18 protein-coding genes are annotated in these 25,009 nt (G+C 67.8%); 7 read left to right on the top strand and 11 right to left on the bottom strand.

Translation table 11 applies throughout. The annotated features are described in order from the left end of the window. Window positions 1-27: 27 nt before the first annotated feature. The 4 genes from ACTX90_RS04220 to ACTX90_RS04205 form a co-directional block, all read right to left on the bottom strand. Window positions 28-960 carry a 4-(cytidine 5'-diphospho)-2-C-methyl-D-erythritol kinase gene (locus ACTX90_RS04220; RefSeq protein WP_053797524.1) on the bottom strand — a complete coding sequence of 311 codons (933 nt, stop codon included), beginning with the start codon at window positions 958-960 and terminating at the stop codon, window positions 28-30. Between the two features lie 2 nt (window positions 961-962). Beyond that, window positions 963-1,844 carry a 16S rRNA (adenine(1518)-N(6)/adenine(1519)-N(6))-dimethyltransferase RsmA gene (rsmA, locus tag ACTX90_RS04215; protein WP_053797523.1) on the bottom strand — a complete coding sequence of 294 codons (882 nt, stop codon included), beginning with the start codon at window positions 1,842-1,844 and terminating at the stop codon, window positions 963-965. 104 nt (window positions 1,845-1,948) lie between these two features. Further along, window positions 1,949-3,127 carry a resuscitation-promoting factor gene (locus tag ACTX90_RS04210; RefSeq protein ID WP_047118467.1) on the bottom strand — a complete coding sequence of 393 codons (1,179 nt, stop codon included), beginning with the start codon at window positions 3,125-3,127 and terminating at the stop codon, window positions 1,949-1,951. Between the two features lie 255 nt (window positions 3,128-3,382). Further along, on the bottom strand, window positions 3,383-4,354 hold the full coding sequence (locus ACTX90_RS04205; RefSeq protein ID WP_443443222.1) for a TatD family hydrolase: 972 nt from the start codon (window positions 4,352-4,354) through the stop codon (window positions 3,383-3,385). A 214-nt stretch (window positions 4,355-4,568) separates the two neighbouring features. Here ACTX90_RS04205 and ACTX90_RS04200 point away from each other — a divergent pair, with 214 nt between their 5' ends. From ACTX90_RS04200 to ACTX90_RS04190, 3 genes are read left to right on the top strand one after another with little or no spacing between them, the layout of a single operon-like run. Continuing rightward, window positions 4,569-5,531, top strand: a complete 963-nt coding sequence (locus ACTX90_RS04200) for an AAA family ATPase (protein ID WP_443443220.1) — start codon at window positions 4,569-4,571, stop codon at window positions 5,529-5,531. 11 nt (window positions 5,532-5,542) lie between these two features. After that, window positions 5,543-6,868, top strand: coding sequence for a DUF58 domain-containing protein (locus ACTX90_RS04195; RefSeq protein WP_443443218.1), 1,326 nt, complete (start codon window positions 5,543-5,545; stop codon window positions 6,866-6,868). Continuing rightward, a complete protein-coding gene (locus ACTX90_RS04190; RefSeq protein WP_443443217.1) occupies window positions 6,865-9,303 on the top strand; it encodes a transglutaminase TgpA family protein in 2,439 nt (812 codons plus the stop codon). Before ACTX90_RS04195 ends, ACTX90_RS04190 begins: the two co-directional genes overlap by 4 nt. Window positions 9,304-9,370: 67 nt before the next feature. Here the strand turns inward: ACTX90_RS04190 and ACTX90_RS04185 are convergent, their stop codons facing one another. After that, window positions 9,371-10,855 carry an NAD-dependent succinate-semialdehyde dehydrogenase gene (locus tag ACTX90_RS04185; RefSeq protein ID WP_047118463.1) on the bottom strand — a complete coding sequence of 495 codons (1,485 nt, stop codon included), beginning with the start codon at window positions 10,853-10,855 and terminating at the stop codon, window positions 9,371-9,373. Between the two features lie 136 nt (window positions 10,856-10,991). Next, window positions 10,992-11,852: a 16S rRNA (cytidine(1402)-2'-O)-methyltransferase gene (gene rsmI, locus ACTX90_RS04180; protein WP_443443215.1), complete on the bottom strand. Its 861-nt coding sequence runs from the start codon at window positions 11,850-11,852 to the stop codon at window positions 10,992-10,994. A gap of 67 nt (window positions 11,853-11,919) precedes the next feature. Here rsmI and ACTX90_RS04175 point away from each other — a divergent pair, with 67 nt between their 5' ends. Both ACTX90_RS04175 and ACTX90_RS04170 read left to right on the top strand, forming a co-directional pair. Beyond that, a complete protein-coding gene (locus ACTX90_RS04175; protein ID WP_443443213.1) occupies window positions 11,920-13,530 on the top strand; it encodes a dolichyl-phosphate-mannose--protein mannosyltransferase in 1,611 nt (536 codons plus the stop codon). A 91-nt stretch (window positions 13,531-13,621) separates the two neighbouring features. Further along, window positions 13,622-15,463: an AMP-dependent synthetase/ligase gene (locus tag ACTX90_RS04170; RefSeq protein WP_424678877.1), complete on the top strand. Its 1,842-nt coding sequence runs from the start codon at window positions 13,622-13,624 to the stop codon at window positions 15,461-15,463. Window positions 15,464-15,548: 85 nt separating this feature from the next. On the opposite strand, the gene ACTX90_RS04165 is transcribed toward ACTX90_RS04170, so the two are convergent. Both ACTX90_RS04165 and ACTX90_RS04160 read right to left on the bottom strand, forming a co-directional pair. Then, window positions 15,549-16,985, bottom strand: coding sequence for a TIGR01906 family membrane protein (locus ACTX90_RS04165; protein ID WP_443443211.1), 1,437 nt, complete (start codon window positions 16,983-16,985; stop codon window positions 15,549-15,551). Window positions 16,986-17,262: 277 nt separating this feature from the next. Continuing rightward, a complete protein-coding gene (locus tag ACTX90_RS04160) occupies window positions 17,263-17,646 on the bottom strand; it encodes a DUF3499 domain-containing protein (protein WP_053797515.1) in 384 nt (127 codons plus the stop codon). A gap of 67 nt (window positions 17,647-17,713) precedes the next feature. Here ACTX90_RS04160 and ACTX90_RS04155 point away from each other — a divergent pair, with 67 nt between their 5' ends. Together ACTX90_RS04155 and ACTX90_RS04150 are read left to right on the top strand one after the other, a co-directional pair. Next, window positions 17,714-18,172, top strand: a complete 459-nt coding sequence (locus ACTX90_RS04155) for a metallopeptidase family protein (protein ID WP_047118458.1) — start codon at window positions 17,714-17,716, stop codon at window positions 18,170-18,172. Between the two features lie 65 nt (window positions 18,173-18,237). After that, on the top strand, window positions 18,238-18,441 hold the full coding sequence (locus ACTX90_RS04150) for a hypothetical protein (RefSeq protein ID WP_443443209.1): 204 nt from the start codon (window positions 18,238-18,240) through the stop codon (window positions 18,439-18,441). Window positions 18,442-18,536: 95 nt separating this feature from the next. Here ACTX90_RS04150 and ACTX90_RS04145 read toward each other — a convergent pair whose 3' ends face one another. Genes ACTX90_RS04145 through ACTX90_RS04135 form a run of 3 tightly spaced genes read right to left on the bottom strand, consistent with a single transcriptional unit; the run spans window position 18,537 to window position 24,984 of the window. Further along, window positions 18,537-20,984, bottom strand: a complete 2,448-nt coding sequence (locus ACTX90_RS04145) for a DUF5719 family protein (protein ID WP_443443208.1) — start codon at window positions 20,982-20,984, stop codon at window positions 18,537-18,539. Next, window positions 20,981-24,514 (bottom strand): glycosyltransferase family 2 protein, encoded by a 3,534-nt coding sequence (locus ACTX90_RS04140; protein ID WP_443443206.1) that lies wholly within the window; start codon window positions 24,512-24,514, stop codon window positions 20,981-20,983. Before ACTX90_RS04140 ends, ACTX90_RS04145 begins: the two co-directional genes overlap by 4 nt. After that, window positions 24,460-24,984, bottom strand: coding sequence for a WhiB family transcriptional regulator (locus tag ACTX90_RS04135; protein WP_082123812.1), 525 nt, complete (start codon window positions 24,982-24,984; stop codon window positions 24,460-24,462). The genes ACTX90_RS04140 and ACTX90_RS04135 overlap by 55 nt, the downstream gene beginning before the upstream one ends. Between the last annotated feature and the right edge of the window lie 25 nt (window positions 24,985-25,009).

Here is a 25,009-nt window from a genome sequence, read left to right as displayed (position 1 = left end):
AAGAGCTTGGGGCAAAATAACCGGAGGTTACTCGGAGAGCTCGACCTTCGCGCCGGGCGCCGGAGCGCTGACAGCCAGCGTGGCAACTCCGACTTCATCGCCCAGCTGGGCCCGCACCTGCTCGGCATGCTCGGCATCGCGCACCAGCAGAGCCAGGGTCGGGCCGGAGCCGGAGACCATGGCCCGCAGCGCGCCGGCGCCTTCGGCCAAGTCGCGCACGGTGCCCAGCTCCGGAGCCAGGGCCAGGGAGGCCTGGGTCAGGTCGTTGACGAGTACCTGCGACAGGGCCTGGGCGTCCGAGTGCATCAATGCCTCGATGACATCCGGGTCCACTTCCTGGGGTACCGCGATCTCCTGCCCGCTGCGCAACCGGTCGAGCATGGCGTAGACGCGCGGGGTGGACAGCCCGTAGCTGGCGGGGATCAGCACCCACTGGGTCTTGGCGCGGGTCAGCAGCGGGGCGAGCTTGTCCCCCACCCCCAGGCCGATGGCCGCGCCGCCCATCAACGCGAAGGGCACGTCCGCGCCCAGCCGGGCTCCGAGGCGCCCAAGTTCCTCGCGGTCCAGGCCCGTCTGCCACAGCTCGTTGCAGGCCACCAGGGTTGCCGCAGCATCCGCTGAACCGCCGCCCATGCCGCCGGCAATGGGCACCCGCTTGGTGATATGCAGGTTCGCGCCGAGGGTGCACCCGGTGTGCTCGCGCAGCAGCTGCGCGGCCTTGTACACCAGGTTGTGCTCGCCCAGCGGGAAGTTCTCCGGGTCTGAAACCACCGCGGAACCAGGTTCAAGGCTCAGCTGCAGTTCGTTATCCTCGCGCAGCGTCGCTTCGATCTGCTCCAGCAGCGACACCGCGACATACAGGCTGGCGACCTCGTGGTAGCCGTCTTCGCGGGGCGGGCCGACACGGAAATAGACATTGATCTTGCCCGGCGCAGTGGCAATAACTCGCTGTTTGGCCATGCCTAGGACTCTGGCTTCGGTTCGGCCGGGACCTGCTCGGCGGCGCGGGCGATTGCGATGAACCCGTCGATATCCAGCTTCTCGCCGCGTTCCTTCGGGTCGATGCCCGCCAGCGTGAGGATCTGCTCGGCGCGCATGCCGGACCCTGCCCAGCCGGAGAGCGCTGCGCGCAGGGTCTTGCGGCGTTGGGCGAAGGCGGCGTCGATGATCGCGAAGACCTGCTTGCGGTCCGGCGCATCACTGCGGTCCTTGTCGCGGGTGAACCCGACCAGGCCTGAATGGATCTTGGGGGCCGGCCAGAAGACGTTCATGCCGATGACCCCGGCCTTGCGCATGGTTCCGTACCAGGCACCCTTGACCGACGGCACGCCGTAGATCTTGCTGCCCGGGCTCGCGCTCATGCGGTCGGCCACCTCGTCCTGGACCATCACCAGACCGTGGCGGATCGAGGGGAAGTGCTCCAGCAGGTGCAGCACCACGGGAACCGCGACGTTGTAGGGGAGGTTTGCCACCAGCGCGGTGGGCTCCCCGGGAAGCTCGGTGACCTTCATGGCATCCGAGAGGATCACCGTCAGGTCCTTTTCACGGCCCGGACGGAACTCGGCCATGGTCTGCGGAAGGCGCTTGGCCAGCGGCGGATCGATCTCCACGGCGACCACCTTGTCGGCGGCGTCCATGATGCCCAGGGTCAGCGAACCGAGCCCCGGCCCGACCTCCAGCACGGTTTCCTCCGGGGAGACGTGGGCGGCCGCCACGATGCGACGGATGGTGTTCCCATCGATCACGAAGTTCTGGCCCAGGGTCTTGGTGGGCCGGATCCCCAGCTCATCGGCCAGGCGACGGATTTCGGTGGCCCCAAGCAGCGGCAAAGATTCCTTAGACATCACGTTCTCAATTCTAGTTCAGCCTGAGTCGGGCGCGGAAAAAGCGCAACGCGCCGGTTCGCTGAACCGGCGCGTTGCGCTCAATGAAGTGTCCGGGGCGGTGCTTAGCGCAGGCCCAGCTTGGACGAGCAGGCTGGCCAGTGGCCCCAGCCGCCGCTGGCACGCAGCTTCTCGGCTGCGGCAACCTGCTCGGCAGGAGTTGCCTGGTGCGGCAGCGGCGCGTACTTGGTGCCGCCCACTGCACGCCACGAGGAAGCCGAGAACTGCAGGCCGCCGTAGTAGCCGTTGCCGGTGTTGATCGACCAGTTGCCGCCGGACTCGCACTTGGCCAGTGCCGCCCAGGTCGAGGAGACGCTGCCGGACGGGGCCTTGGTGGACTTTGAAGAGGATTCCTTCTTCTCTTCCTTCTTTTCTTCCTTGGTGCCGACCTTGACGACCTCGGCAACAGGCTTCTTGGTGACCTTGGCCTTCAGGACTTCTTCCTCGCCCTTCTTGCCGTTGCGGGTCTCCTGGCGCAGGGTCAGCTCGCGCTCGCCCTTTTCGCCCTTGGTTTCCACCTTGGTCTTGCCCTTGGCCAGGTTCTTGTCCTTGACCTTCTCGGTCTCGAAGGCGATGTCGCGGGTCTCATCCCAGGTCTTGATGCTGACCTTGATGACCTCGATCTGCTGGCCGTCGGCGATCTTGGTGCTGGTCTCGACGTCCTTCTCGGTGTCCTTCTTGACCTTGACGTTGACCTCGTCGTCGTTGCCCAGGGAGACGTTTTCCTCGGCGAGCAGTTCCTTGACGGTCTGCGCGGTGGTCGAAACCTCGGTCTTCTTCTTGTCCACCTGCAGGGTGACTGCCTTCGGGGTGATGATCTCGATGTCGCTGGCGACTGCGGCCAGGTTCTGCGATTCATCCATGGAGATCTCGGCGCCCTTTTCCAGGTCGAGCTCCTCGACCAGATCGGCGACGGTCATGCCGGTGGTGTGCACCACGCGTTCTGTGCCGTCCAGGTTGACCTGGACCGACTTGTTGCGCTTGATCTCGATGTTCTGTGCGTCGACCACCGGGGCGTCGGTTGCCACGGAGATCTCGTCGCGCTCATCCAGGGTGATGTCCTGCTGCTCGAGCACGGAGGCTACGGTGGCGGCGCGGGTGGTGACCACCTTGCTCTCGCCATCGACGGAGATGGTGATTGATTTCTGGCCGGCGATATAGAAAACGGTGCCGGCAATCACCAGGGCCACGGCGAGCGCCTGGACCAGGTATTTAGCCCAGCGGTTCTTGAGCAAGTGAGTCACGGTAGTGAGATCCCCATCGTTTGTAGGCCGGGCTCCGGAAGGTGCCCCGGAAATGCTGTCCGGCCCGGCGGCTTGGCCGCCTGTCTATCATTCAGTTTCTGCGCCGTGTTTCCCAAGCTGTGGAACCAGGATCAGGCTGCGCGTCAACCAGCCGCCCTGTAATTGGGCGCCGTCGTGCAACACATCTGCATCTACCGTAACCGAATTGTTATATTTCAAGCAACAGTCATATGGCCATCAACACATTCGACGGGTCTAGAATGCCCCGTACACCTCGCGGGTATTCGCCTCCAGCTGCGCGCAGAATTCCGCCAGCTGGGCACCGCGGGTTTCGGCCATGAAACGCACCGTGTACGGGATCATGTAGCTGGCGTTGGGACGCCCCCGGAAGGGGTGCGGGGTGAGGAACGGCGCGTCAGTTTCCACCAGCAGCAACTCGGGTTTGGCAAGGCTCAACGCCTCGCGCAGCTCGTGCGAGTTCTTGAAGGTGACGGTCCCGGCGAAGGACATGTACCAGCCGTTCTCGTTGCAGATCCGCGCCAGCTCGGCGCCGCCGGAGAAGCAGTGGAAGACCACACGCTCGGGCAGGGTCGAATCCTTCAGGATCCGCACCACATCGTCGTGTGCGTCACGGTCGTGGATTTGCAGGGCCTTTTTCTGCTCCACGGCGATGCGCAGATGCTCGCGGAAGGAGTATTCCTGGGCGCCGTGCCCTTCTTCGCCGGTGCGGAAGTAGTCAAGTCCGGTCTCCCCGATGGCGCGAACCCGCTCGTCGGCGGCCAGCTGCTCGATCCGGGCGATTGCCCCATCCAGGGCACCGTGTTCGTCCAGCCGCGCCGCATCATTGGGATGGATGGCCACGGCGGCCAGCACGTTGGGGAAATCGTTGGCCGCCTTGACGGCGTATTCGGAGGACTCGACGTCGCAGCCGACCTGGATCAGGCCCTTGACCCCCACGGCCGCCGCGGCGGCCAGCGCGTCGGCGGCTTCGACCCGGACCTCTCCGTCCAGGAAGTCCAGGTGCGTGTGGTTGTCCACCACCGCCACCGGCAGCGGGTCCGGCGCTTCGGGATACCGCAGGTTGCGCTTCGATCCGCCCTTTTCATTGGTCCCGGAGCGGCCCCGCTCCCCGTCCGCGGCCGCAGCCTGCTGGGCGTCGGGGCGGTAGGCCGTGGGGATGCCGGCGTAGATATCGCCGGAGTTCGTCGCTTCGTTCTTTGCTGGCACCGCTGGTCCTTCACATCCGCTGGTCTTCCGGGCGCTGGGCCCACCAGTCATTCTCTCACCCCGCCCGCGCGCAGGTGAAGCCGACGGGGCCGGATTCGGGCAATTAGAGTCTGTTGCTGGATAAAAGAACCCCATACGATATGTGCAACAGCTATCAGGATTCGACTGCCCGCAACGACCTTGCGGACAGGCTGAACCCGTCAGGAGGATGCGCATGAGCGCAAACCCAACGTTGCCTTCGCTCAACTCGTCGTTCAGGCACAATTGCCAGCGAGTCCTCGAAGCGGTGCAAACCGTCATCACCGGCAAACCCGAAGCGGTCACCAACGCCCTGGTGGTGCTGCTGGCCCAGGGCCACCTGCTGGTGGAGGACGTGCCGGGGGTCGGCAAGACCATGCTGGCCAAGTCCCTGGCGCGCAGCGTGGACGGTTCGGTGCACCGCATCCAGTTCACCCCGGACCTGCTGCCCAGCGACGTCACCGGCGTCTCCGTGTATTCTCCGCAGACCCACGAGTTCACCTTCCACCCGGGCCCCATCTTCGCGAACATCGTCATTGCCGACGAGATCAACCGCGCCAACGCCAAAACCCAGTCCGCGCTGCTCGAATGCATGGAGGAGCAGCAGGTGACGGTGGATTCCATCACCCACCCGCTGCAGCGCCCGTTCATGGTGGTCGCCACCCAGAACCCCATCGACTCCGAAGGCACCTTCGCCCTGCCCGAGGCCCAGCGCGACAGGTTCATGGGCAGGATTTCCATGGGCTACCCGCGGCGGGACGACGAGCTGGCGATGCTCGGCAGCCACCACCGGGACGAGCCGCTGCAGTCGCTGGCTCCGGTGCTGCAGCTGGAGGAGCTGGTCCGGATGATCGAGCAGGTCAAGCTCGTCACGGTCACCGACCGGCTGAGCGCCTACGTGGTGGATCTGGGGCGCGCCTCGCGCGAGCACCCGCAGGTGCAGCTGGGCGCTTCGCCGCGCGCGCTGCTGCAGTGGGTGCGCGCCGCCAAGTCCCACGCCGCGATCTCCGGGCGGGACCACGTGCTGCCCGAGGACGTGCGCGCGGTGGCGGAAATGGTGCTCAGCCACCGGCTGATCCTCACCCGCCGGGCCTTGGCCGACGGGGTGGAACCGGCGTCCGTCGTGCAGGAACTGCTGGCCAGCACGCCGGTCAGCTAGGCGGTGAGCCCATGGACAAGCCCCAGCGCTTCGACTCGCGCAACGCCCTGTCCTGGACGCGCTCCGAGCCGGGCCCCGAAGCCCTGCGCCGGTGGCATCTGGACCTGTTCACCCCGCGCGGCTGGTACACCCTGGGGGCCGGGGCGGGGCTGATCGCCCTGGCCTATGTCCTGGGGCGCCACGAGCTCATGGCCCTGGGCGTCGGGCTGGCCGCGCTGGCAATTGCCAGCTGGCTGCTCGTCCTGCGCGCCCGGCGCACCACCAGCCTGCGCCGGGCGCTGCACTCCCCCGCGGCCACCGTGGCGGAGCCCGCGCTGGTCACCCTCGAATGCCCTGACGAGGTGCGCATCCGCGAAACCCTGCCCGAAGAATTCGGCCCCGGACCCGAGCTGGAGGGCCCCGGCGCGGTCGACTACGAGCTGGTGTTCCGCTCGCGCGGCGTCCACCTGCTGGGCCCGGCCCGGCAGGTGATCTCCGATCCGCTGGGATTGATCCGCGGCATGGTGTCCATCGGGCAGCCGCAGCCGGTGCCGGTGCGCGCCCAGATCCACCCGCTGGCGCGTTTCGCCTCGCTGGGTGAACGCATGCTCACCGGCGACGCCCGGTTCTCCCGCAGCACCACCGCCGACTACTACGACGTGGCCACGCGCGACTACCAGCAGGGAGATTCGATCCGCCAGGTGCACTGGAAGGCCACCGCGCGCCACGGGAAACTCATGGTGCGCCAGGAGAACCACGTGGCCACCGCCCAGGCGCTGATGGTGCTTGACCGCACCGCGGAGCATTGGCAATCCGGCGGCGCTGACCTGCGGATCGGCATTCCGCAGGGCCTGGGCCCGGAACTGTCCAGCAGCCGCCGCTTCGAGAACGCGCTGTCGCTGGCCTGCAGCATCGGCCAGCGCTACGCGGACAGCGGCTACCAGCTGTTGTTCCGGGACCTGGACGGCAGCCCGCTGGTGGGCGGGGAATCCCTGCGGCTTTCCGAGTATGCCGCCCGCTGTAGCTTCGAGGACTTCCACCTGGCCAGCGCCGAACTCGGTCCGCTGCCCGCCGCACCGGGCCAGCACCAGGCCCAGGACCTGATCGGAGCGAATCTGCACCGCGAGCTGCTCTCGATGCGCGAAGAACCGGTGATCATGATTCTCGGCCAGGTGAGCCTCGACCAGGCCGCCGCCTTGGCGGCCCTGTCCCGCACGGTGCGCCACGTGGAGCTGTTCCTGCTGGCCGCCCATCCCGAACGCTACGCGCAGGTCCAGCAGCTGATGGCCCGCACCGGATGGAACATCCACCTGCTGCACGGCAACGGTTCCCTGGACGACGCGCGAGGTGTCTCATGAGCGCAACCCTGCACGACTCCCCCGCCCTCCCGGCCCCGGACCCCGAATCCCGGCGGCCGGCGCCCGCCGCGCCGATGACCCACAACCTGCTGGCCCGCACCGCGGCAGCGCTCTGCCTGGCCGTGGCGGTGCTCGCCGGATTCGCCTCGCTGACCGGCGTGGTGGAAGGCCGGGCGTGGTTCCCGGCGCTGGTGCTGCCGGTGCTGGCCATCCACCTCAGCGCAGGGGTGCTGCGCGGAATCACCGGGCTGCGCTGGGTCGCCTACCCGGTCGCCATGCTGGTGGCGCTGGTCGCCCTGGTCCAGCACGAAGCCATGCTGTCCACCGGGTACACGCTCACCGGATTCCAGTGGTTCAACGCAGTGCTCTCCGAGGCGGCCTTGCAGCTGTCCACCCAGGTGCCGCCGGTGGCCTACTCGCGCTACGTGGCCTTCGCCATCCTGGTCTGCGCGGTGGCGATCAGCCTGCTCATCGAGCTGCTGACAAGCTTCCGCAAGGTCGCGCTGCTGGTGATCGCCCCGCTGTGCTTCGCCCCGGTGATCGCCTCGCTGTTCAAGCAGGAAGGCGCCGGCATCTGGAACCTGGCGCTGCTGCTCGCGGCGGTGCTGGGCTACACGGCCCTGCTGCCCTACCTGTTCCGCGGCGGCCAGCCGCCGGCCCATCCGAAATTCCCTGCCCCGCGGCAGCTCGGATTCCTCGGGGCCACCGCGCTGGTCTGCATTGCGGCGATGCTGGCTGCCGGCTTCTGGATGCCGGGCTTCCGCAAGGGCATGTTCCCGGAAGGCATCCGCCCCTCCGGAGACCTGCTGGCCAGCAACGTCGATCCGCTGCTGACCCTGGGCCGGGACCTGCGCGCCAACAACGGCAGCACCGTGCTCAGCTACTACACCAGCTCGGACAAGGCCCCGTACCTGCGCACCTCGGTCATCGAGGACCTGTCGCAGGCCCGCTGGGAACCCAACGAGGCGCTGCCCAAGGACACCTACTTCGGCAACACCGCCATGCAGGAGGACTTCACCACCTTCAACGCCAACGAACAGGTGGCAAGGCTTGAATGGGCCAACGGCATCTCCTCCCCGGTGCTGCCGCTGCCGAACCGCAGCTACTTCGTGGAGGGCATCGTCGGCAACTGGAACTGGGTCCCCGAATCCTCGGTGGCCCGGCTCAGCGGCGATGCCGTAGCGGCGACCGGGGATGTTTCGGTGGCGTACTCGGAATTGGACCTCAGCCCGCAGATGGCCCGCAATCTGGGCTTCTTCGGCGGGGTGCCGCAGGACGAGCCCGGCGAGGTCTACCGCCAGCTGCCCGAGGACCCGGAAAATACACTGCGCACCTCCCTGGACGGCGCCCTGGACGAGGCCTACAAGGATGCCGACTCCACCGGCAGCGACTTCGAGAAGGCCGTGGCGATTCAGGATTTCCTGCGCTCGCGCGAGTTCGTGTACTCGGAGCGCACCCCGCTGCGCGAAGGCTACGACGGCGCGAACAAGCGTGTGGTCGAAGCCTTCCTTGAACGCCGGCAGGGATACTGCGTGCACTTCGCCTCCGCCATGGCCCTGATGGCCAGGGAGGCGGGGATCCCCTCGCGGATCGCGGTGGGCTACGCGCCGGGTAAGGCCAACGGCAAGACCGTTCAGGTCGGCAAGGACGCTGCCGAAAGCGAGCTGGAGTCGAGGCTGGAGCCGGGCACCAAGCTGACCGGGTATTCGGTCACCGGCCAGCAGTCGCATTCCTGGCCCGAGCTCTACCTCCAGGGGCTGGGCTGGGTGCCCTTCGAGCCGACCCCTGGCCAGGGCCAGCCGCCGAGCTACGCCCCGCAGGAAACCAGCACCGCCGGGCCTGCGGAATTCGGCGACGAGGAGGTCCCCACGGACCGCGCCACCCAGCGCCCCGCGGAATCGCCCGAGGCCAGCGCCCCGGCCGCCGCGCCGCAGGCGGCTCCGGGAGAACCCGCCAACGGCTGGTGGGCGCTGGCGCTGCTGGCCGTCGTGGTCGGCGGGGCGCTCTCGCTGGCCCCGCTGCGGCGCCGGCACCTGGCCAGGCAGCGCCAGATGCTGATCGCCGCCGGCGGGGTGCCCGCGGCCGAGGCGCTGTGGGTGGAGTTGCAGGCCATCGGCGCCGATGCCGGACGGCGGGCCGGGGAGCAGGAGTCGGTCAGCGACTACACCCGCAGGCTCGGGGACGATTTCACCGGGCTCGATGCCGAACTGCGGCGGCTGGAAACTGCCATCCAAGCCAGCTTCTACGCCTCCCGGCATCCGGAGCCGGGCGCCGCGAAGCAGCTGGTTTCCGACCTGCAGTCGGTGCGCGCGCAGTTGCACCTGTCCCTGCCGCTGCGCGCCCGGCTGGCCGCAGCGCTCTTCCCCGCGTCCCTGCGGACGGCGAGGCTGCGGCGGCTTGACGATTCCCGGGCCGCCCGGAGCACGGCGAGCTAGGACGGTTTAAAGCAGCCGACGGGCGGCCCCGCAAGGGGACCGCCCGTCGGCGTTCTACCGGTGCCGCCTACTTGGCCGCGTACGGATCAGCGATGCCGATGTACTGCACGGTGGTGTACTCGGCCAGGCCCTCGGCGCCGCCTTCGCGGCCGAGGCCCGACTGCTTCACGCCGCCGAACGGCGCCGCGGCGTTGGAGATGACGCCGGCGTTGAAGCCGACCAGGCCGAACTCGATCTGCTCTGCCACGCGGAACAGGCGGTTGAAGTCCTTGGAGTAGATGTAGGACGCCAGGCCGTACTCCGAAGCGTTGGCCAGCTTGATGGCGTGCTCCTCGGAGGTGAAGGTGGTCACCGGTGCCACCGGGCCGAAGATTTCCTGGCCCAGGATCTCGGCATCGTTGGCCACGTTGGCCAGCACGGTCGGCTGGTAGAAGTAGCCCGGGCCCTCGACCGGCGCGCCGCCGACGATGGCGGTGGCGCCGTTGGAAACGGCTGCCTCAACCAGTGCGTGGACCTCGTCGCGGGCCTTTTCCTCGACCAGCGGGCCGACGGTGGAGTCGGCCTCGGTGCCGCGCCCCGGCTTCAGCGCCTTCATGGCGGCGGCGAACTTGGCGGTGAATTCCTCGGCCACGTCCTGGTGCACCAGGAAGCGGTTGGCCGCGGTGCAGGCCTCGCCCATGTTGCGCATCTTGGCGGCCATGGCGCCCTCGACTGCCGCATCCAGGTCGGCGTCCTCGAAGACGATGAACGGCGCGTTGCCGCCCAGTTCCATCGAGGTGCGCAGCACCTTGTCCGCGGCGTCCTTCATCAACTGCTTGCCCACCGGGGTGGAACCGGTGAAGGACACCTTGCGCAGGCGGTCGTCCTGCATCAGCGGGCCGGAGATCTTCGAGGCCGAAGCACCGGAGACCACGTTCAGCACGCCGGCCGGCAGGCCGGCTTCCATCATGGTGGCGGCGAACAGCTGGCTGGTCAGCGGGGTCAGCTTGGCTGGCTTGAGCACCATGGTGCAGCCTGCGGCAACTGCCGGGCCGACCTTGCGGGTGGCCATGGCCAGCGGGAAGTTCCATGGGGTGATCAGCAGGCACGGGCCGACAGGCTTGTGCTGGACCAGGACCTTGTTCTTGCCCTCAGGGGTGGTGATGTAGCGGCCGTAGTGGCGCACGGTCTCTTCGGAGAACCAGCGCAGGAACTCGGCGCCGTAGGTGACCTCACCGTAGGCCTCGGCCAGCGGCTTGCCCATTTCCAGGCTCATCAGCAGCGCGAAGTCGTCCTTGCGCTCGGTGACCAGGTCGAAGGCGCGGCGCAGGATCTCGGCGCGTTCGCGTGGAGCGGTCAGGGCCCATTCGGCCTGTACTGCATCGGCGGCGTCAAGGGCGGCCATGGCGTCTTCGCTGGTGGCGCTGGCCAGGGTGAGCAGCTTCTGTCCGGTGGCCGGGTCGAGCACGTCAAAGGTGCCGCCATCCGAGGCATCGCGCCATTCGCCGTTGATCAAAAGGCCGGTTGGCACCTTGGCGAGCAACTCGGCTTCGCGCTGAGCAGTAATCGACATACGCACATCTCCTGAAACTCTAAATGAAGCTAATCTTCGTTGATCCCAACGCTATTCTCGGCACGCTGGCGCTGTAAATCGCCCGTTGCACTACGAAAGCGCAGATTCATTGTGCATTCAGCCTACGCCAAGACGCCTATATTTCACTTTCCTTACGTTCAGCCAAGACTGCCTCGTAAAGGTCTCGTTTTTTCACGCCGTGCTGCTCCGCCACGTCCGCGACTGCCTGCTTCATCCGGGTCCCGCCGTCGACCAGTTCCGCAACCTTGGGCAGCAGGTCCTCGATGGAGGCCGCTTCCGGTTCAGGAGCCCCCGACACCACCACCACGATTTCACCGCGAAGCCCTTCCAACGCCCAATGGTGCAGTTCACCCAGGCTGTCGCGGCGGACTTCCTCGAACTTCTTGGTCAGCTCGCGGGCCACGGCCGCCTGCCGGTCGGCGCCGAAGGCCTCGATCGCCGCTTCCAGGAAATCGGCGACGCGGTGCGGGGCTTCGAAGAACACCATGGTGCGTTCCTCGTGCAGCAGCGCGTCCAGGCGCTTGCGGCGTTCGCCGGCCTTGCGCGGCAAGAAGCCCTCGAAGGTGAAGCGGCCGGTCGGCAAGCCCGACAAGGCCAGCGCGGTGAGCACCGCTGACGGGCCGGGCACCGCGGTGACGCGGATTCCCTCGTCCAGGGCGGCGGCCACCAACGGGTAGCCGGGATCCGAGACAGCGGGCATGCCGGCGTCCGAGACCACCAGGATGGTGGCTCCGGTTTTGGCCAGCTCCAGCACCTCGGAGAGCTTGTGGGCCTCGTTGTGCTCATGCAAGCTCATGACCCGGGCGTTGATCTTCAGCCCCAGCGCGTTGGCCAGGTGGTGGAAGTTCCTGGTGTCTTCCGCAGCGATGATATCTGCGCTCACCATGATTTCCTTCAGGCGCGGTGACGCGTCGGACAAATTGCCAATGGGGGTGGCTCCCAGGACGATGACGCCCTCATTCTCTGAGTTCTGCACATTCTTTAGCCTACGCGAAGTAGGAAAAGCGCACATTCTCCCAAGCGCGCCGGTAGCATGACTCTTGATGAGCCCCACTGCCTTGCAAACCCCGGACACCGGTCACGTGCGATCAGCGCGCCAAGCCTTCACCTTGGAGAGCCTGAAACTGCGGTTGCTGACCGCGACGGCTCCCCGGGGGCCGCTGATGTGGATCATTCCGCTGGCGGTCACGCTCATCGCAGGGCTGCTGCGCTTCATCAACCTCTCGCACCCCCACATGCTCATCTTCGACGAGACCTACTACGTCAAGGACGCGTACTCGATGCTGCAAAGCGGCTACGAGCGCGAGTGGGAAGAAGATATCAACGAGCAGTTCATCTCCGGCGATCCGCGGCTGACCAACGAGCCATCCTTCGTGGTGCACCCGCCGCTGGGCAAATGGCTGATCGGCCTGGGCATGCTGCTCTTCGGGGACTTCAACGGCATGGGCTGGCGTTTCTCCGCCGCGCTGTTCGGCACCCTGGCGGTCCTGCTGGTCACGCTCAGCGCCCGGCAGCTGTTCGGCTCGCACTACCTGGCAGGCATCGCCGGGCTGCTCATGGCAGTCGACGGGCACTCGATTGTCATGTCGCGCACCGCGCTGTTGGACATCTTCCTGATGTTCTTCATCAGCGCCGCGTTCTACGCGCTGCTCAAGGACCGCGCCCACGGCAGGCTGTCCCTGGCGAAAAAACTCGCGGTGCCCGCCGGCAACCGGCCCGACGACTTCCTGCTGACCCGCGGCCCCATGCTCTGGTGGCGGCCGTGGCGGCTGGCTGCCGCGGTGATGCTCGGCTGCGCGGTGGGCGTGAAATGGTCGGCGCTCTCCTTCGTCGCGGTGTTCTGCGTGATGGCCGTGCTGTGGGACTTCTCCGCACGGCGCACCGCCGGCATCCACAAGTGGTTCAGCTCCGCGCTGGCGCGCGACGGCATCTACGCCTTCGCGACCATGATGCCGTTGGTCCTGCTGACCTACCTGTCCACCTGGGCCGGCTGGTTCGCCACCAACGGCGGGCGCTACCGGCACTGGGCCGAGGAGCATCCGGGCGAGGGAATCAGCTGGCTGCCGGCGCCGCTGCGCTCGCTGTGGGAATACCACCAGGCCGGCTACACCTTCCACACGGGCCTGGGATCCCCGCACGGCTGGCAGTCCTCCCCATGGACCTGGCCCTTCGCCGGACGCCCGGTGATGTTCTATTTCGAAGGCTACGACCAGGGTGTCAACGGGTGCGACGTCTCGCGCTGCACCGAAGTCATCACCGACCTGCCGAACCCGGTGATGTGGTGGGCCTGCTCGCTGAGCATGCTGCTGCTGATCCTATGGTGGATCGGCGCCCGCGACTGGCGGGCCGGGGCCATCCTCTCGGCCGGCGCCGCCGGCTTCCTGCCCTGGCTGATGTACCCCGAGCGCACCATGTATTTCTTCTACACCCTGCCGATGGTTCCGGCCATGGTCCTCGCGCTGACGTATATGATAGGGAAGTTCATTTCCAGCGATCCTCGCCGGGGCGCGGCTACACGCCCCCGGGTTGCCGCGGTCTCCGTGTTCCTGGCAGTTCTGCTGCTGGTTTCCGCCCTGTTCTGGCCGATCTGGAGCGGCGAGCTGATCGATGATGAGTACTGGCGTGCGCTGCGCTGGATCCCCAACTGGGGATAGTCCCCCCGCTGCCGCCGCGCCCCACGCACCACCTATTGGCGCGGTTTTCCTATGGAACGCGTCACCAACGATGTCAAAGGAATCATCTTCCATGCAAGAAGTGCACGTCGAGCAGCTGACGGACCTGGCGCCCGAAGTGAACGCCACCAACCTGCTCCTGGACCGCGTCGCGGCCTCCGGCGGGCAGGCCCTGTTCATGGTCCAGCGCTCGGGCACCTGGCATGAAGTGACCGCCGCCGGATTCCTGGCCGACGTCAAGCGGCTGGCCATGAAACTGGTCTCCGACGGCCTGCAGCCCGGCGGGAAGGTCGCCATCATCTCGCGCACCCGCTACGAGTGGGCGCTGGCAGAGGAAGCCATCTGGTTCGCCGGCGGCGTCTGCGTGCCGATCTACGAAACCTCCAGCCCCTTCCAGATTGAATGGATCCTGCGTGATTCCGGGGCGCGTGTGGTGTTCGCAGAGGACCACGAGCTGCGCTCGCATGTGCGCCAGGCCGCAGCCCAGCTGGGCGAACCGGTCATCACCCACATGTTCGAAGGCTCCGACGGGTCGAACAAGGAGCTGATCCCCTCGGTGGGGCTGCACAAGCTGCTGGTCGACCAGCACGAGGTCGATGAGCAGCTCATCGAGCAGCGCCGCGCGTCGATGAAGCTGTCAGATACCGCGACGATGGTCTATACCTCCGGCACCACCGGACGCCCCAAGGGCTGCAACATGACCCACGCGAACTTCGCGCTGGTGGCGCACAATCTGGCGGCGCACATGGAAGACATCCTGGGCGAGCGCCGCCGCACGCTGATGTTCCTGCCGCTGGCCCATGTGCTGGCCCGCGCCGTCCAGCAGACCTGCATCCACGGTGGGACCGTCATCGCGCATTCGAATTCCACCGCCACCCTGGCCCAGGACATGGCAGCGATCAAGCCGGGCTTCCTGCTGGCAGTCCCGCGCGTGTTCGAGAAGATCCGCACCACCGCGCTGTCCACGGCCGAGGCGAGCGGCAAGGGCGAGTTGTTCCTGAAGGCCGAGCAGACCGCCATCGAGGTCTCCCGGATCCGCGATGCCAAGGCCCGCGGGCAGAAGGCCCGCATGCCGCTGGGGCTGCGCGCCCGCTATGCGCTGTTCAGCAAGGTCCTCTACCCGAAGCTGCGCGCGGTCTTCGGGGGCGAGTGCGGCTACGCGATCTCCGGGGCCAGCGCGTTGAATGAGGAACTGGCGCACTTCTTCCGCGGGGCAGGCATCCAGCTGGTCGAAGGCTACGGCCTGACCGAGACCACCGCCCCGGCCACCGTCAACCAGGCCACCCGCACCCGGGTCGGCACCGTGGGCCGCCCGATCCCGGGCACCAGCGTCCGGATCGCCGAGGACGGGGAAATCCTGATCAAGGGCATCGGCGTCTTCGCCGGCTATCACCAGAACCCCGCAGCCACCGCCGAGGCCTTCGACGCCGACGGCTATTTCAAGACCGGCGACACCGGCGTGCTGGACGAGGCCGGCTACCTGAAGGTCACCGGCCGCAAGAAGGAACTGATCGTCACCGCGGGCGGCAAAAACGTCTCCCCCGGCCCGTTGGAGGAAATGGTCCGCGCCGGGCGCATCGTGGCGCAGTGCGTGCTGGTCGGCGAGAACCGCCCGTTCATCGCCGCCATGGTGTCCCTGGATCCGGAGGAGCTGGTGCTGTGGGCCAAGGCCAAGGGGCTCGGTTCCATGTCGCTGGCCGAGGCCGCGGCCAACGGGCAGGTGATCCAGGAAGTGCAAAGCTACCTCGACCTCGCGAACTCCACCGTGTCCAAGGCCGAGTCCATCCGCAAGTTCGTGGTGCTTCCGGTGGAGTTCACCGAGGAATCGGGGCACCTGACCAGCACGTTGAAGCTCAAGCGCCAGGACGTGCTGCGCGATTTCGCGCAGCGCGCCGATGAGCTCTACCAGCGCTAGGAATCGTTGTCCCGCAAAAGCAGTGAGGCTGGCCCACCACGATGCGTGGTGGGCCAGCCTCCGTGCTTTGCAGCCTGCGTGCGGCCTAGTTGCCCAGTCCGAAGGCGCGGGCTTCCTGGCGCAGGCGCGCCGCTTCGCGGCGGCGTCCGGTGGGCCAGCAGGAGATCAGCACAATGACCACCGTCAGCAGGATCAGTCCGGCGACGGCCGCGGCCGAATCGATCCAGAACTGCTCCGGGTACAGGCGGATCAGGGTGTCGCTGAGCTTGAAGGTCCAGGTTCCCTCGGAGAAGAACAGCGCGTGGAAGTCGCTGAAGAATGACTGCCATCCCATGAACGCCATGGCGAGAAGCGCAGCGATCAGCACCAGGGTGGCGATGGCTCCGGAGAACAGCGCGCGGCGCACGCCGCCGGCGTAGCGCTTGGCCAGGTACCAGATGCCGATGACCATCAGCACGGCCAGGCAGGCGCCCAGGACGTAGGCGAATCCGATCAGGTTCTTCACGTCCACCATGTGCTGGACTTCCCCGGCGGTGAACATGGCCGAGCCGGTGGGCAGCACCAGCCCCGAGAGGAACTCCGGGCCGGCGAAGTTGTTCAGGTAGTCGACCCCGTAGCTGCCGTAGGTCAGCCGTTCGGCGGCGCTGAACCCGTAGATGTCGTTGGGGAATCCAGGGCGCCCGTAGGACAAGGCCAGGAATCCGGGGGTCGCCACCAGGCGGATGGCGGCGATCAAGGTCAGGATCGGGAAGATCACCGCAACCAGGATCTGCGCCGGGCGGGCCATTGCGGGCTTGGAGTTCAAGGCGCGCTCACGGGCCACGCGACGCTTCATGGCGGCTTCCGAGGGCTCCTCTTCGGGGCCCGAGCTGCCGAAAACGCGGGAGCGGGCCTGGGCCACGGCAGCAGCGGTGGAGGCGTTGGATTCGTTCTGGGGTGCCACGGACACCGGCGGGACCACGGCGTCCGCCGCCGTGGCGGGGGCTGGGGCGGCCTGCGCTTTCGCAGCCTTTTCCGCCGCGATTTCGTGGGGCAGCTTGATCGCCCGGATGACGTCCTCCACCGGGGTTTCCGCCTTCGCGGAGGCCGCCGGAGCAGCTGCGGCGGTCGGCGCGGCCTTCGCCGCTGGCTGCACGGTGGTCTTGGCCGCGGGCTTTGCTGGCGCCGCCGCTGCGGCCGGCTTGGCGGCAGCGGGCTTGGCGGCAGCGGGTTTGGATTCCGCTGGCTTGGCCGCAGCTGCAGGTTTCGCCGGAGCAGGCTTCTGCGCCGGCTGCTCGGCTGGCTTGGCCGGTTCAGGCTTGGCGGCTTCCGGCTTGGCAGCGGGAGCGTCGCCCTTGATCACGGCCTTGGCAGCGGCCCGGCGTTCGGCCGCGGCCTTGGCCGCCGCGTCCGCCTGGGCCTTGTTCTTGTGCTCTTCCAGGCGAGCGGCCAGCTCTTCGGCCTTCTGGCTCAGCGAGGCCTTGGGCATCTGCGTGGTTCCGGGATCCGGGGCCCCTACGGGGTCCTTCGCAGCCTCAGCCATGAGGAGTCCTCCTGCAATTTGCGCGATCAAGTGATGTTTGGGGTGGCGTGCGGGCATGGTGACAGGCCTCGCGCCTTTAGCATATCCAGCAGAAACTCGCATCCAGCGCATAGCCACACCTGATTTGGCCACCGGGTGCGCCACATGCGCAGTTCCGCGAGGACGCCTATCGTGCCGTGGAAACGCGAAAGCCGCCGCCCGGTTCCCCGCACGGGGTCCGTTGGCAGCGGCGGGCGCCCGCTACGGGGCGGCGCGTGGCGTGGTACTTGGTGCGGCGCTACTGGTTGTCCGGGGCATCCGGCAGCATGGCCAGCCGCACGCGGGCATCGAAGCGCGGGCCGCGCGATTCGGCGGCATCCGGCTCGGCGATGGCTGCATGGCGCGGGGCGCGATCCCTTGGCCGGGGTTCACGGACGGCTTCGACCAGCGCGTTCAATTCGTCCTCGGGCTCGATGACATCCGGGATGGTGCCGCGGATCAGGCTCCACCCGCTGGGCACTGTCAACCGGTTGGCATGCCTCGCGCACAGGTCGTAGCAGTGGGGTTCCGGATAGGTCGCCAGCGGCCCCAGCACCGCGGTCGAATCCGCATAAACGTAGGTGAGGGTTGCGCGGGCCGTTTCACGGCAGGCTGGGCGAGAGCAAATACGAAGACCATCCACGCCCTCCAGTCTACTCGCGTCCGCGACGGTTGACCGGCAATTGGGTTCCCGGGGGTAGTCTGGAGGCATGAACGCCAAACTGCCGGATGAACCCAGCGGGCCACGCCGCAACCGGCATGGCAGGGGCCGGCGCGGGCCGTTGGTTCCCATGCACCTGCCGGCGTACCGCAACCGTCCCGAGCGCTTCGACGACGCGGTCATGGCCAGCGCCCAGCGCCTGGCCGAACGCTGGGAATCGCGGATGCTGAAAATCGATTTCCTCATTGAGCCGGTGCCCTCCGATACGCTGCTCTCCCAAGCCGAAGGTGCCGGCGAACGGGTGCCGCTGTCCTGCTCTCGCACGGCGACCGCGCATGACCGCGCCCAGATTACGATTTTCCGGCTGCCGCTGGAGCAGCTGGCCGCAAGCCCGGTGGAATTGGTGGATCTGGTGCACCAGTGCGTGGTGCACGAGGTATCCGAGCTCTGGATGATCCCGGTGAGCGAAGTCGATCCCGACTACTTCCCCGAAGACCCGGATTTCTGACGCACCCAAGCCTTGGCGCGCGCCGGCGCGGAATCTACACTTGATGAACCGATGAAAGGTTCGTCATGGACAAGCTGGCTTTTTCGATTCCCGCTGATGACAGGTCGCAACCCGCCCAGGACGTGCAGCTGGTCCTCGAAGCATCACCGGGCAACAGGATGCCTAGGTGCGCGGACACCGGCCAGCCCGGAAGCCTGGCATTGCTTGAGCCCCCGCACTTCGAATGCCTGGTTGTGGCCGCGACCGAATGCGACGGCGACGGCGATTAGCCCCGCTCCCCCGCCCTGCGGCGGGCGGCTTCCCGAGACAGCACAGGGCCTGGAACCGTTGCCGGTTCCAGGCCCTGTGCTGCAGGAGGGGAATCTCATCCCCCGACGTTGACCACGATGCCTTCGCGCCCGGCGTTCGCCGCCGGCATGGAGGCCCAGCCGATGGACTGCTCGGATCCCAGGATCACCTGGCCGATATAGGCGTTGGCGTCCGAGGAGAAGATCACCGCTTGGGCGTCTTCGCTGGTTTCGCGCGGATCGAAGACCGTGCTCGTCCCGGCCTTGATGTTCAGCTTCTGCGTCTTCTGCAGCTTGCCGTCCTTGGCGACGACCACCGCGTCAATCGAGGAATCGGCGTCAGTCGCGGCAATCACGAACTTCCCGGTGCCGTTGGCGGACAACGGCATGACCTGGTTGCCTGCCAGCGGGTTGGAGCTGACCGCCCATGCGGTGTCCGAGGCGTCCTTCGGGTCGGCGCCGCGCACCATCTTCACGGAGGCAGTGACCGGGGCGTCGGCCTCGACCACCAGGGTGTAGTAGCCGCCGGCCAGCTGGTCCAGGTTCTGGACCGAGGTCGCGTTGGAGGACGCGGCCAGGTTCCGCTCGAAGCTTGCCGCCACCTCGCCGCCGGCGCCCAGCACCTTCACCTTGTAGCCGGCGCCCTGAGCGCCCGCCGCGGCGACGTGCAGCTGCGGAACCAGGGACTTGTTGTCCTTGGACAGCTTGGCGGAGTTGTTCTTGTTGTCGATCCACACCCCCGGAATCACCTGGGTGTTGGAAGCCGAGGCGTTCCCGGCGACCAGGTCCACACCCGAAGGCGTGAGTCCGCGCAGCGCTGCCTGCTGGACATATCCGGTCACCTTGCCGCCGGTGCTGGTCACGGTGGCGGCCACCGCCGAAAGGTCCTGGGCGTAGCCGCCGAGCACGATGGCCCGCTGCTCACCCGGGGCGATCACCACATTCTGCAGCGTCGAGGTGTCGATCGGCCCCTCGGGGCCGCGCAGGTCCACTGCCACCTGGGCCGAGGTGCTGGTCGGGTTGGCCAGGTGCAGCACCGAGGTGGACCCGGTGGTGGTCTGCAGCCCGGTGAAGCGCCAGGTCGACGCAGGCACCTGGCAGCTCGCCGCGGCCAGGCCGGCGAGGTCGCCGTCCTTGGCCTGGTAGCTGCGCAGGGTGCTGCCGATGGAGGGCAGCTGGCCCAGCGGCTGCACCTCGAAGAGCTGCTTGCCGTCGGCGTTGTTCACGGTGCTGACTTTGGCCGAGCGTCCGGTCAGGCCCTGATCGTCAGCGCTGCGCGACTCGGAAGCCTCTGCGTCGTCGATGCGTTCGGTCAGGGTCTGCCGGGAACTGCCGCCCAGGGCGGAGAAGGTGGAGCCCGGGATGCGCTTGGCCAGGTCGGAGACCACGACGCTGCGCAGGTTGCTGGAGATTTCCTTGGCGCCCGGCGCGAACTGCGGATCGGTCCCGTCCACGCCCTTGAGCAGCTGCGGGGTCGAGGCGCAGACGCTCAACGCGTCGCCGGCCGGCAGGCTGGTCACCGCGGCCGGAAGGGTGGTGGTGTCAGGGCTCGGGGCCAGCAGCGAGCCCGCCGCGACCAGTCCGCCCGAGGCGAGCACCGCGGCCAGGCTCAGCAGCACCGCGCCGGTCTTCCGGCGGGTCGGTGAATGCTCGGCATCCCGTGCGGCGGCCGCGCGGGCGCGTTCGAGCTTCTCGCGGCGGCGTGCGGCCTTGGGGCTTTCCTGCGGCTTCTGTGCCGCCGCCGGTGCTCTCGACGTGTCGGCCTGTTCTGCGGATGTTGTGGAGCCCTTGGTTTTCTTGGACGCCACCGGCGCTGCCTCGGCGGCCTTGGCCTCGGCCGCTTTCCCGGCCTCGGGTGCTGGCTTGTTCGGGGACGCCGGTTGTACCGCGGCAGCAGCAGCGGCGGCAGAAGCGGTCGAAGGCGCGGGCGAAGTGCCGTTCTTCTGCGGTGCGCTGGCAGCGGCATCGGCCGAAGGCGCCGGGAGCGAGCCGGCGTCGGCCTTGCCCTCTGCGGGGACCTCCGTTGCGGGCCTCTGGGCGGCGTCATCAACGGACGGCGCCGCAGAAGACTTCGCTGCCGGGGCTGGGGCCGCAGGCTCTGCCGGTGCGCCGGGAATCTTGGCTTCGGCAGACCGTGAATCGGCGTCCGGAACAGCCGGAGCGTCCGTGCTGGCCGCTTCGGGCTTGGCCGGTTCCGTTGGCGCGGGTTCGATCTTCTTCGATTTCGCGGCCTTGGCCTGTGCCTTGGCATCGGCCTTGGCTTGGATCTGCGCTTCTTTCTCGCGCACCTTGGCCAGCTTGGCATCGACCTTGGCCTTGGCCTTGGCGGCCTTCAGCTCGGCCTTGGTGACGGCGGCCGATACCGGGGCCGCGGCAGGCACCGCGGAGGGAACCGCCTGGGGCTGCGCCGGTTGCGGCTGCGCGGATTGCGTGGATGCGGATCCAGTCTGAGTTTCGGGCTGGCCCGCAGGCACCTGGGGTTCGGCGGAGGAACCCTGGGTGTTCTCGTTGTTCTGGTCGCTCACTGGTTCTTCTCCTGCTCCGGCTCATCGTCCGAAATGCGGTCGCTGAGCTTCGGGGTCAAGTTTTCACGAATCTGGCTGGCCTGGGCGCGTGCCTCGCGGCGGCTGCGCGGACGGCCGGCCTCTTGAACCTGGCTGGCTCCGGGCTGCGCGGCGGCGAGCACCTGCTCGCCGTCGGCGACTTCCTGGGGATCGCGCTGGGTTTCGCGGATCCGGTAGGAGTCGTTGCGGTAGTTCGCCAGGCGGCGGGTGCTCGGCACCGGGATCGCCAGCAGGACGGTGATCAGCAGAACCAGGCCGCTGAGGACCAGCATCGGCACGGCCAGCGGTTCGCGGTGGCTGAGCGCCAGGGTTCCGCCGGAGGCCGGGACCTCGTAGGCCTGGGCCCAGCGGGTCTGCGAATCCTCCGGGTAGGACACCGTGCGCAGCGCCTGCCCGTCGATCGAAGCGCGCAGCTTCGGGTCGGCGGCGGTGGCCAGCACCAGGGTCCGGGCGGAATCGGAGGCGGGAATCTGGACGTTCTGGATCTTGGCCCGGTTGCTCGGCAGCACCGTGACGGTGCCGTCTTCCGCGACCAGTCGGGCGAAGCCCGCGCCCCGGGCGGCATCGGTGGTGGAATAGTCCACGCGCCACAGCCAGCCGCTGTCGGTCTGGCCCACGGAGGCGAGGCCCGTGGCGGAGTCCAGCAGGCGGACGGTCGAGGAGACCGCTTCGCCGGTTTCGTTCAGCACCACGTAGCCGACACCCAAATCGCGCAGCTGCTCGCGGGCGTCCAGCCCGGATTCGGACAGCAGCATGGCCACCGCTTCACGCTGCACGGCATCCACGGCGGGCTTTTCGTTGCGTTCAGGGTCCAGCAGCGAACCGGTCAGCGTGGATACCTGCGAATAGCGGCTGAGCGTATCCAGGCTTTCGCCGTTGCCGGAGACCACGATGCTGTCGATTTCCCCGGACGACCGGGGCGTGAGCACCAAGGTGCGTTCGTGGAAATCGGAGCGGCCCGCGTCGGAGGCGGTGGCAGGGATGGTGCGTTCCTGCGAGGAGCCGACCTGCTGGGGCGCGTTCAGCGCGGTGAGCGTGCCATCCGGGTTGGCCGGATTCAGCTGGGCCCCGAGCAGCACCGCACCGCTGGCGAGGATCGCCACGGTGGACAGCACCGCCATGAAGCCCAGCACCGGGCGTCCGCCGGGCAGCCGCAGGGCGCGCGGAAGGTCTTCGCGGCGCAGCGCGGCGCTGGCATTGGCCGCGGCCGCCAGCAGCGCGAAGGACGCCATGGAGACGAACGGGCCGGTGTAGGCGCTGACGGTGGTGTGCGAATCCAGCCCCACGGGGATGAATCCGACGGCCCATCCGGCGGCCAGCGACAGGGCCGCGCCCCACAGCAGGCGGCGCGAATTGCGGCGCATGGTGGCGCTCGCGCTGGCGGAGCTGCTCAGCGTGCCGAAAACCGCCAGCAGCACCAGCGGGGCGCCGACCAGCAACGCGGCGACCAGGGCCCACGGGCCCTCGGGCAGGAAACCCCAGCCCACCGGGGTGGCCGCGGCGTCGAAGGATTCGGGGAAGCCCAGCGCCATCTGCCACAGCGAGGCCGGGGAGAACGCGCTAAGCGCTCCCGGCTCGGTGAACAGCAGGCGCGGAGTGCCCAGCGCGGAGATCAATAGCGGCAGGTTCCAGATCAGTGCGGGAACCGGGATCCACCACAGGGTGCGCGAGCGGTGCGGGGAAACCAAGGCCAGCACGTAGACCAGCACCGTTGCGGTCAGGAAGAAGGCCATGGAGCCGGCGGAGATGACCCACAGGATCAGCGCGGCGCAGGCCGAAGCGGTCCACGCCGAGGTGGTGCGCTGCTTGGCATCGCGCACGCCCTGGCCTTCGGGGGCCACCTGGGAATCCATGGCGCGCAGCACCGCGAGGAAGAGCAGCGGCAGCATCAGGTGCACCAGCACCGAGCCGACCCGGCCCGAGGCCAGGGAGGAAACCAGCGACGGGGACAAGGCCCAGAGCAGCGCGGCGATGAAGCGCACGGCGCGCGAACGGCTCAGCGCTCCCACACCCCACCAGGCGGACAGCGCCGCCAACGGCATGGCGGCGAAGTACAGGTAGACCGAGGCCTGGTTCGCGTGGTCCAGGGTCAGCAGGGAGAAGAACCAGAACAGCGAATCGCTGTTGTCCGGGGCGGCGCTCAGGCCGGTGGCGGTGTTCTGCCACCAGGAGGACGCGTTGGCGCCGATCTCGCCCAGGGTCTGGGAGAACGGCCGGGCCGCCCCTCCGGACAGCGCGCCGGCGCCGAAGAGCGTACGCCAGGCCACCAGCGAGGCGGCGGCGGCGAGCAGCAGCGCGAAGACCAGGGAGAGCACCGCGGTGGTGCGCGGCGGCCGGGCGATGGAGACGAAATCCGAGAAATTGTCGCCGCTGGGTTCCAGCGCGCCCTCGGAGCCGCTGCCGTCGCCGAAGACCCGCGAGTCCTCGCGGCCGGTGTTCAGGTTGCGGCGGTACTCGCGCACCTGGGAGCCCGACACCATCAGCTTGCGCACCTGGCGGCGCGGCACGGTGCGGATCTGCTTGACGTTGCGGCGCGAGGCGCCGAGCTTCACCGGGGAGAACAGCCCGCGCAGGGTCGAGCCCAGGTGGCTGAAGCCGTGGCCCGGGTCCTTGGCCAGCAGCGAGACCAGGAAATGGCCGATGCCGCCGAGCAGGATGCCGATCCAGACGAACGGCAGGCCGGGGCCGGAAGCGTACTTCAGCCGCTGGAAGACCTCGGCGCGCTTGGCTTCGCGCGGGCCGGCCAGCGTTTCGACGATCTCCACCTGGTGGTAGATCTTCGCTTCGGGCACCACGATCACGCGGTGGCCGGCCAGCCGGTTGCGCCAGCAGATGTCGACGTCGTCGCCGCGGCCCGGCAGCGCCAGGTCGAAGCCGCCGAGCTGCTCGAAGATGTCGCGCCGGATGAACATGCCGGCGGAGGACACGGCGAAGTAGTCGCTGCGTCCGTCGTACTGCCCCTGGTCGACTTCGTCGGTGTCGATCATGGTCAGCCGCTGGGCCTTGCGGTCGACGCTCAGGCCCACCTCCACCAGGTGGCGGGGGTTGTCGATGTCAAGCAGCTTGCAGCCGGCAATCGTGACCGACTCGGAGGCTTCAACCGTGCGGGTCAGGAATTCAAGCGCGTCGGGAGCCGGCATCGAGTCGTCGTGGATGATCCACAGCCATTCGTCGCGGTCCTCGCGCGCCTGCGGCAGCTCGGCGACCGCGGTGTCCAGGGACAGGCCGAGCGATCCTTCATCCGCGACGACCAAGGCCGCGTTCGACGGCAGGTTCGCCTTCAGGACTTCCAAGGAGCCGTCGGTGGACGATGCGTCAACACCGATGAAACGTTCAATGGGCCGGGACTGGTTTCGCAGCGCGGCTAAAGTGCGTGGTAAAAAGTCAGCGCCATCGTGCGTAGCAACGATGGCGGTGACATGAATTGGCGGGCGAATTAGATTGCTCGTTTCCGTAGACGGCGGCGTTCGCGCTCCGAGAGCCCTCCCCAAATGCCGAAGCGCTCATCATTGCTCAACGCGTATTCCAAACATTCCGAACGTACAACACATGCCCCGCAAACTCTTTTAGCATCGCGGGTCGAGCCGCCCTTTTCAGGGAAGAACGCCTCAGGATCGGTCTGCGCGCACAGGGCGCGGGCCTGCCAGCCAAGTTCGCCTTCATCCACTTCCCCGCCGACGCCCAGCCATACGGCCTTGATCGCTTCGCGGGTTTCGTCGTCTTCATCCAGTTCCGGGGCCCACGAACCTGCCGAGGGAATCTCCTCGACGGTTTCAGCGGTCTCGTGGTCCTTCAGGAAGTTGTCAGCGGCTGACTCCAGGTCCGCCGCGACAGCAAGGCGCGCGAACTCTCCGGCTTGCGGATCGACAAACCAATCCGACGGTGCGTCTTCGAGCCCGTATTGGGCGGACGCAACAGCCGAGGTCGAAAATTCGGAGTACCCCTGCTCCAGCTTCGCCATGGTGATGTTGACCTTTCACGTTGGT

The sequence above is a fragment of the Glutamicibacter soli genome (genome assembly GCF_052322135.1).
Lineage (GTDB): Bacteria > Actinomycetota > Actinomycetes > Actinomycetales > Micrococcaceae > Glutamicibacter > Glutamicibacter soli.
This window is presented reverse-complemented; position numbering and strand designations above follow the sequence as displayed.

Bases quoted from the DNA above. Each gene is read 5' to 3' on its own strand.
- ACTX90_RS04220 (WP_053797524.1), bottom strand. From the start codon at position 960: ATGGCCAAACAGCGAGTTATTGCCACTGCGCCGGGCAAGATCAATGTC.
- rsmA (WP_053797523.1), bottom strand. From the start codon at position 1,844: ATGTCTAAGGAATCTTTGCCGCTGCTTGGGGCCACCGAAATCCGTCGC.
- ACTX90_RS04200 (WP_443443220.1), top strand. From the start codon at position 4,569: ATGAGCGCAAACCCAACGTTGCCTTCGCTCAACTCGTCGTTCAGGCAC.
- ACTX90_RS04195 (WP_443443218.1), top strand. From the start codon at position 5,543: ATGGACAAGCCCCAGCGCTTCGACTCGCGCAACGCCCTGTCCTGGACG.
- ACTX90_RS04190 (WP_443443217.1), top strand. From the start codon at position 6,865: ATGAGCGCAACCCTGCACGACTCCCCCGCCCTCCCGGCCCCGGACCCC.
- ACTX90_RS04185 (WP_047118463.1), bottom strand. From the start codon at position 10,855: ATGTCGATTACTGCTCAGCGCGAAGCCGAGTTGCTCGCCAAGGTGCCA.
- ACTX90_RS04175 (WP_443443213.1), top strand. From the start codon at position 11,920: ATGAGCCCCACTGCCTTGCAAACCCCGGACACCGGTCACGTGCGATCA.
- ACTX90_RS04170 (WP_424678877.1), top strand. From the start codon at position 13,622: ATGCAAGAAGTGCACGTCGAGCAGCTGACGGACCTGGCGCCCGAAGTG.
- ACTX90_RS04165 (WP_443443211.1), bottom strand. From the start codon at position 16,985: ATGGCTGAGGCTGCGAAGGACCCCGTAGGGGCCCCGGATCCCGGAACC.
- ACTX90_RS04155 (WP_047118458.1), top strand. From the start codon at position 17,714: ATGAACGCCAAACTGCCGGATGAACCCAGCGGGCCACGCCGCAACCGG.
- ACTX90_RS04150 (WP_443443209.1), top strand. From the start codon at position 18,238: ATGGACAAGCTGGCTTTTTCGATTCCCGCTGATGACAGGTCGCAACCC.
- ACTX90_RS04135 (WP_082123812.1), bottom strand. From the start codon at position 24,984: ATGGCGAAGCTGGAGCAGGGGTACTCCGAATTTTCGACCTCGGCTGTT.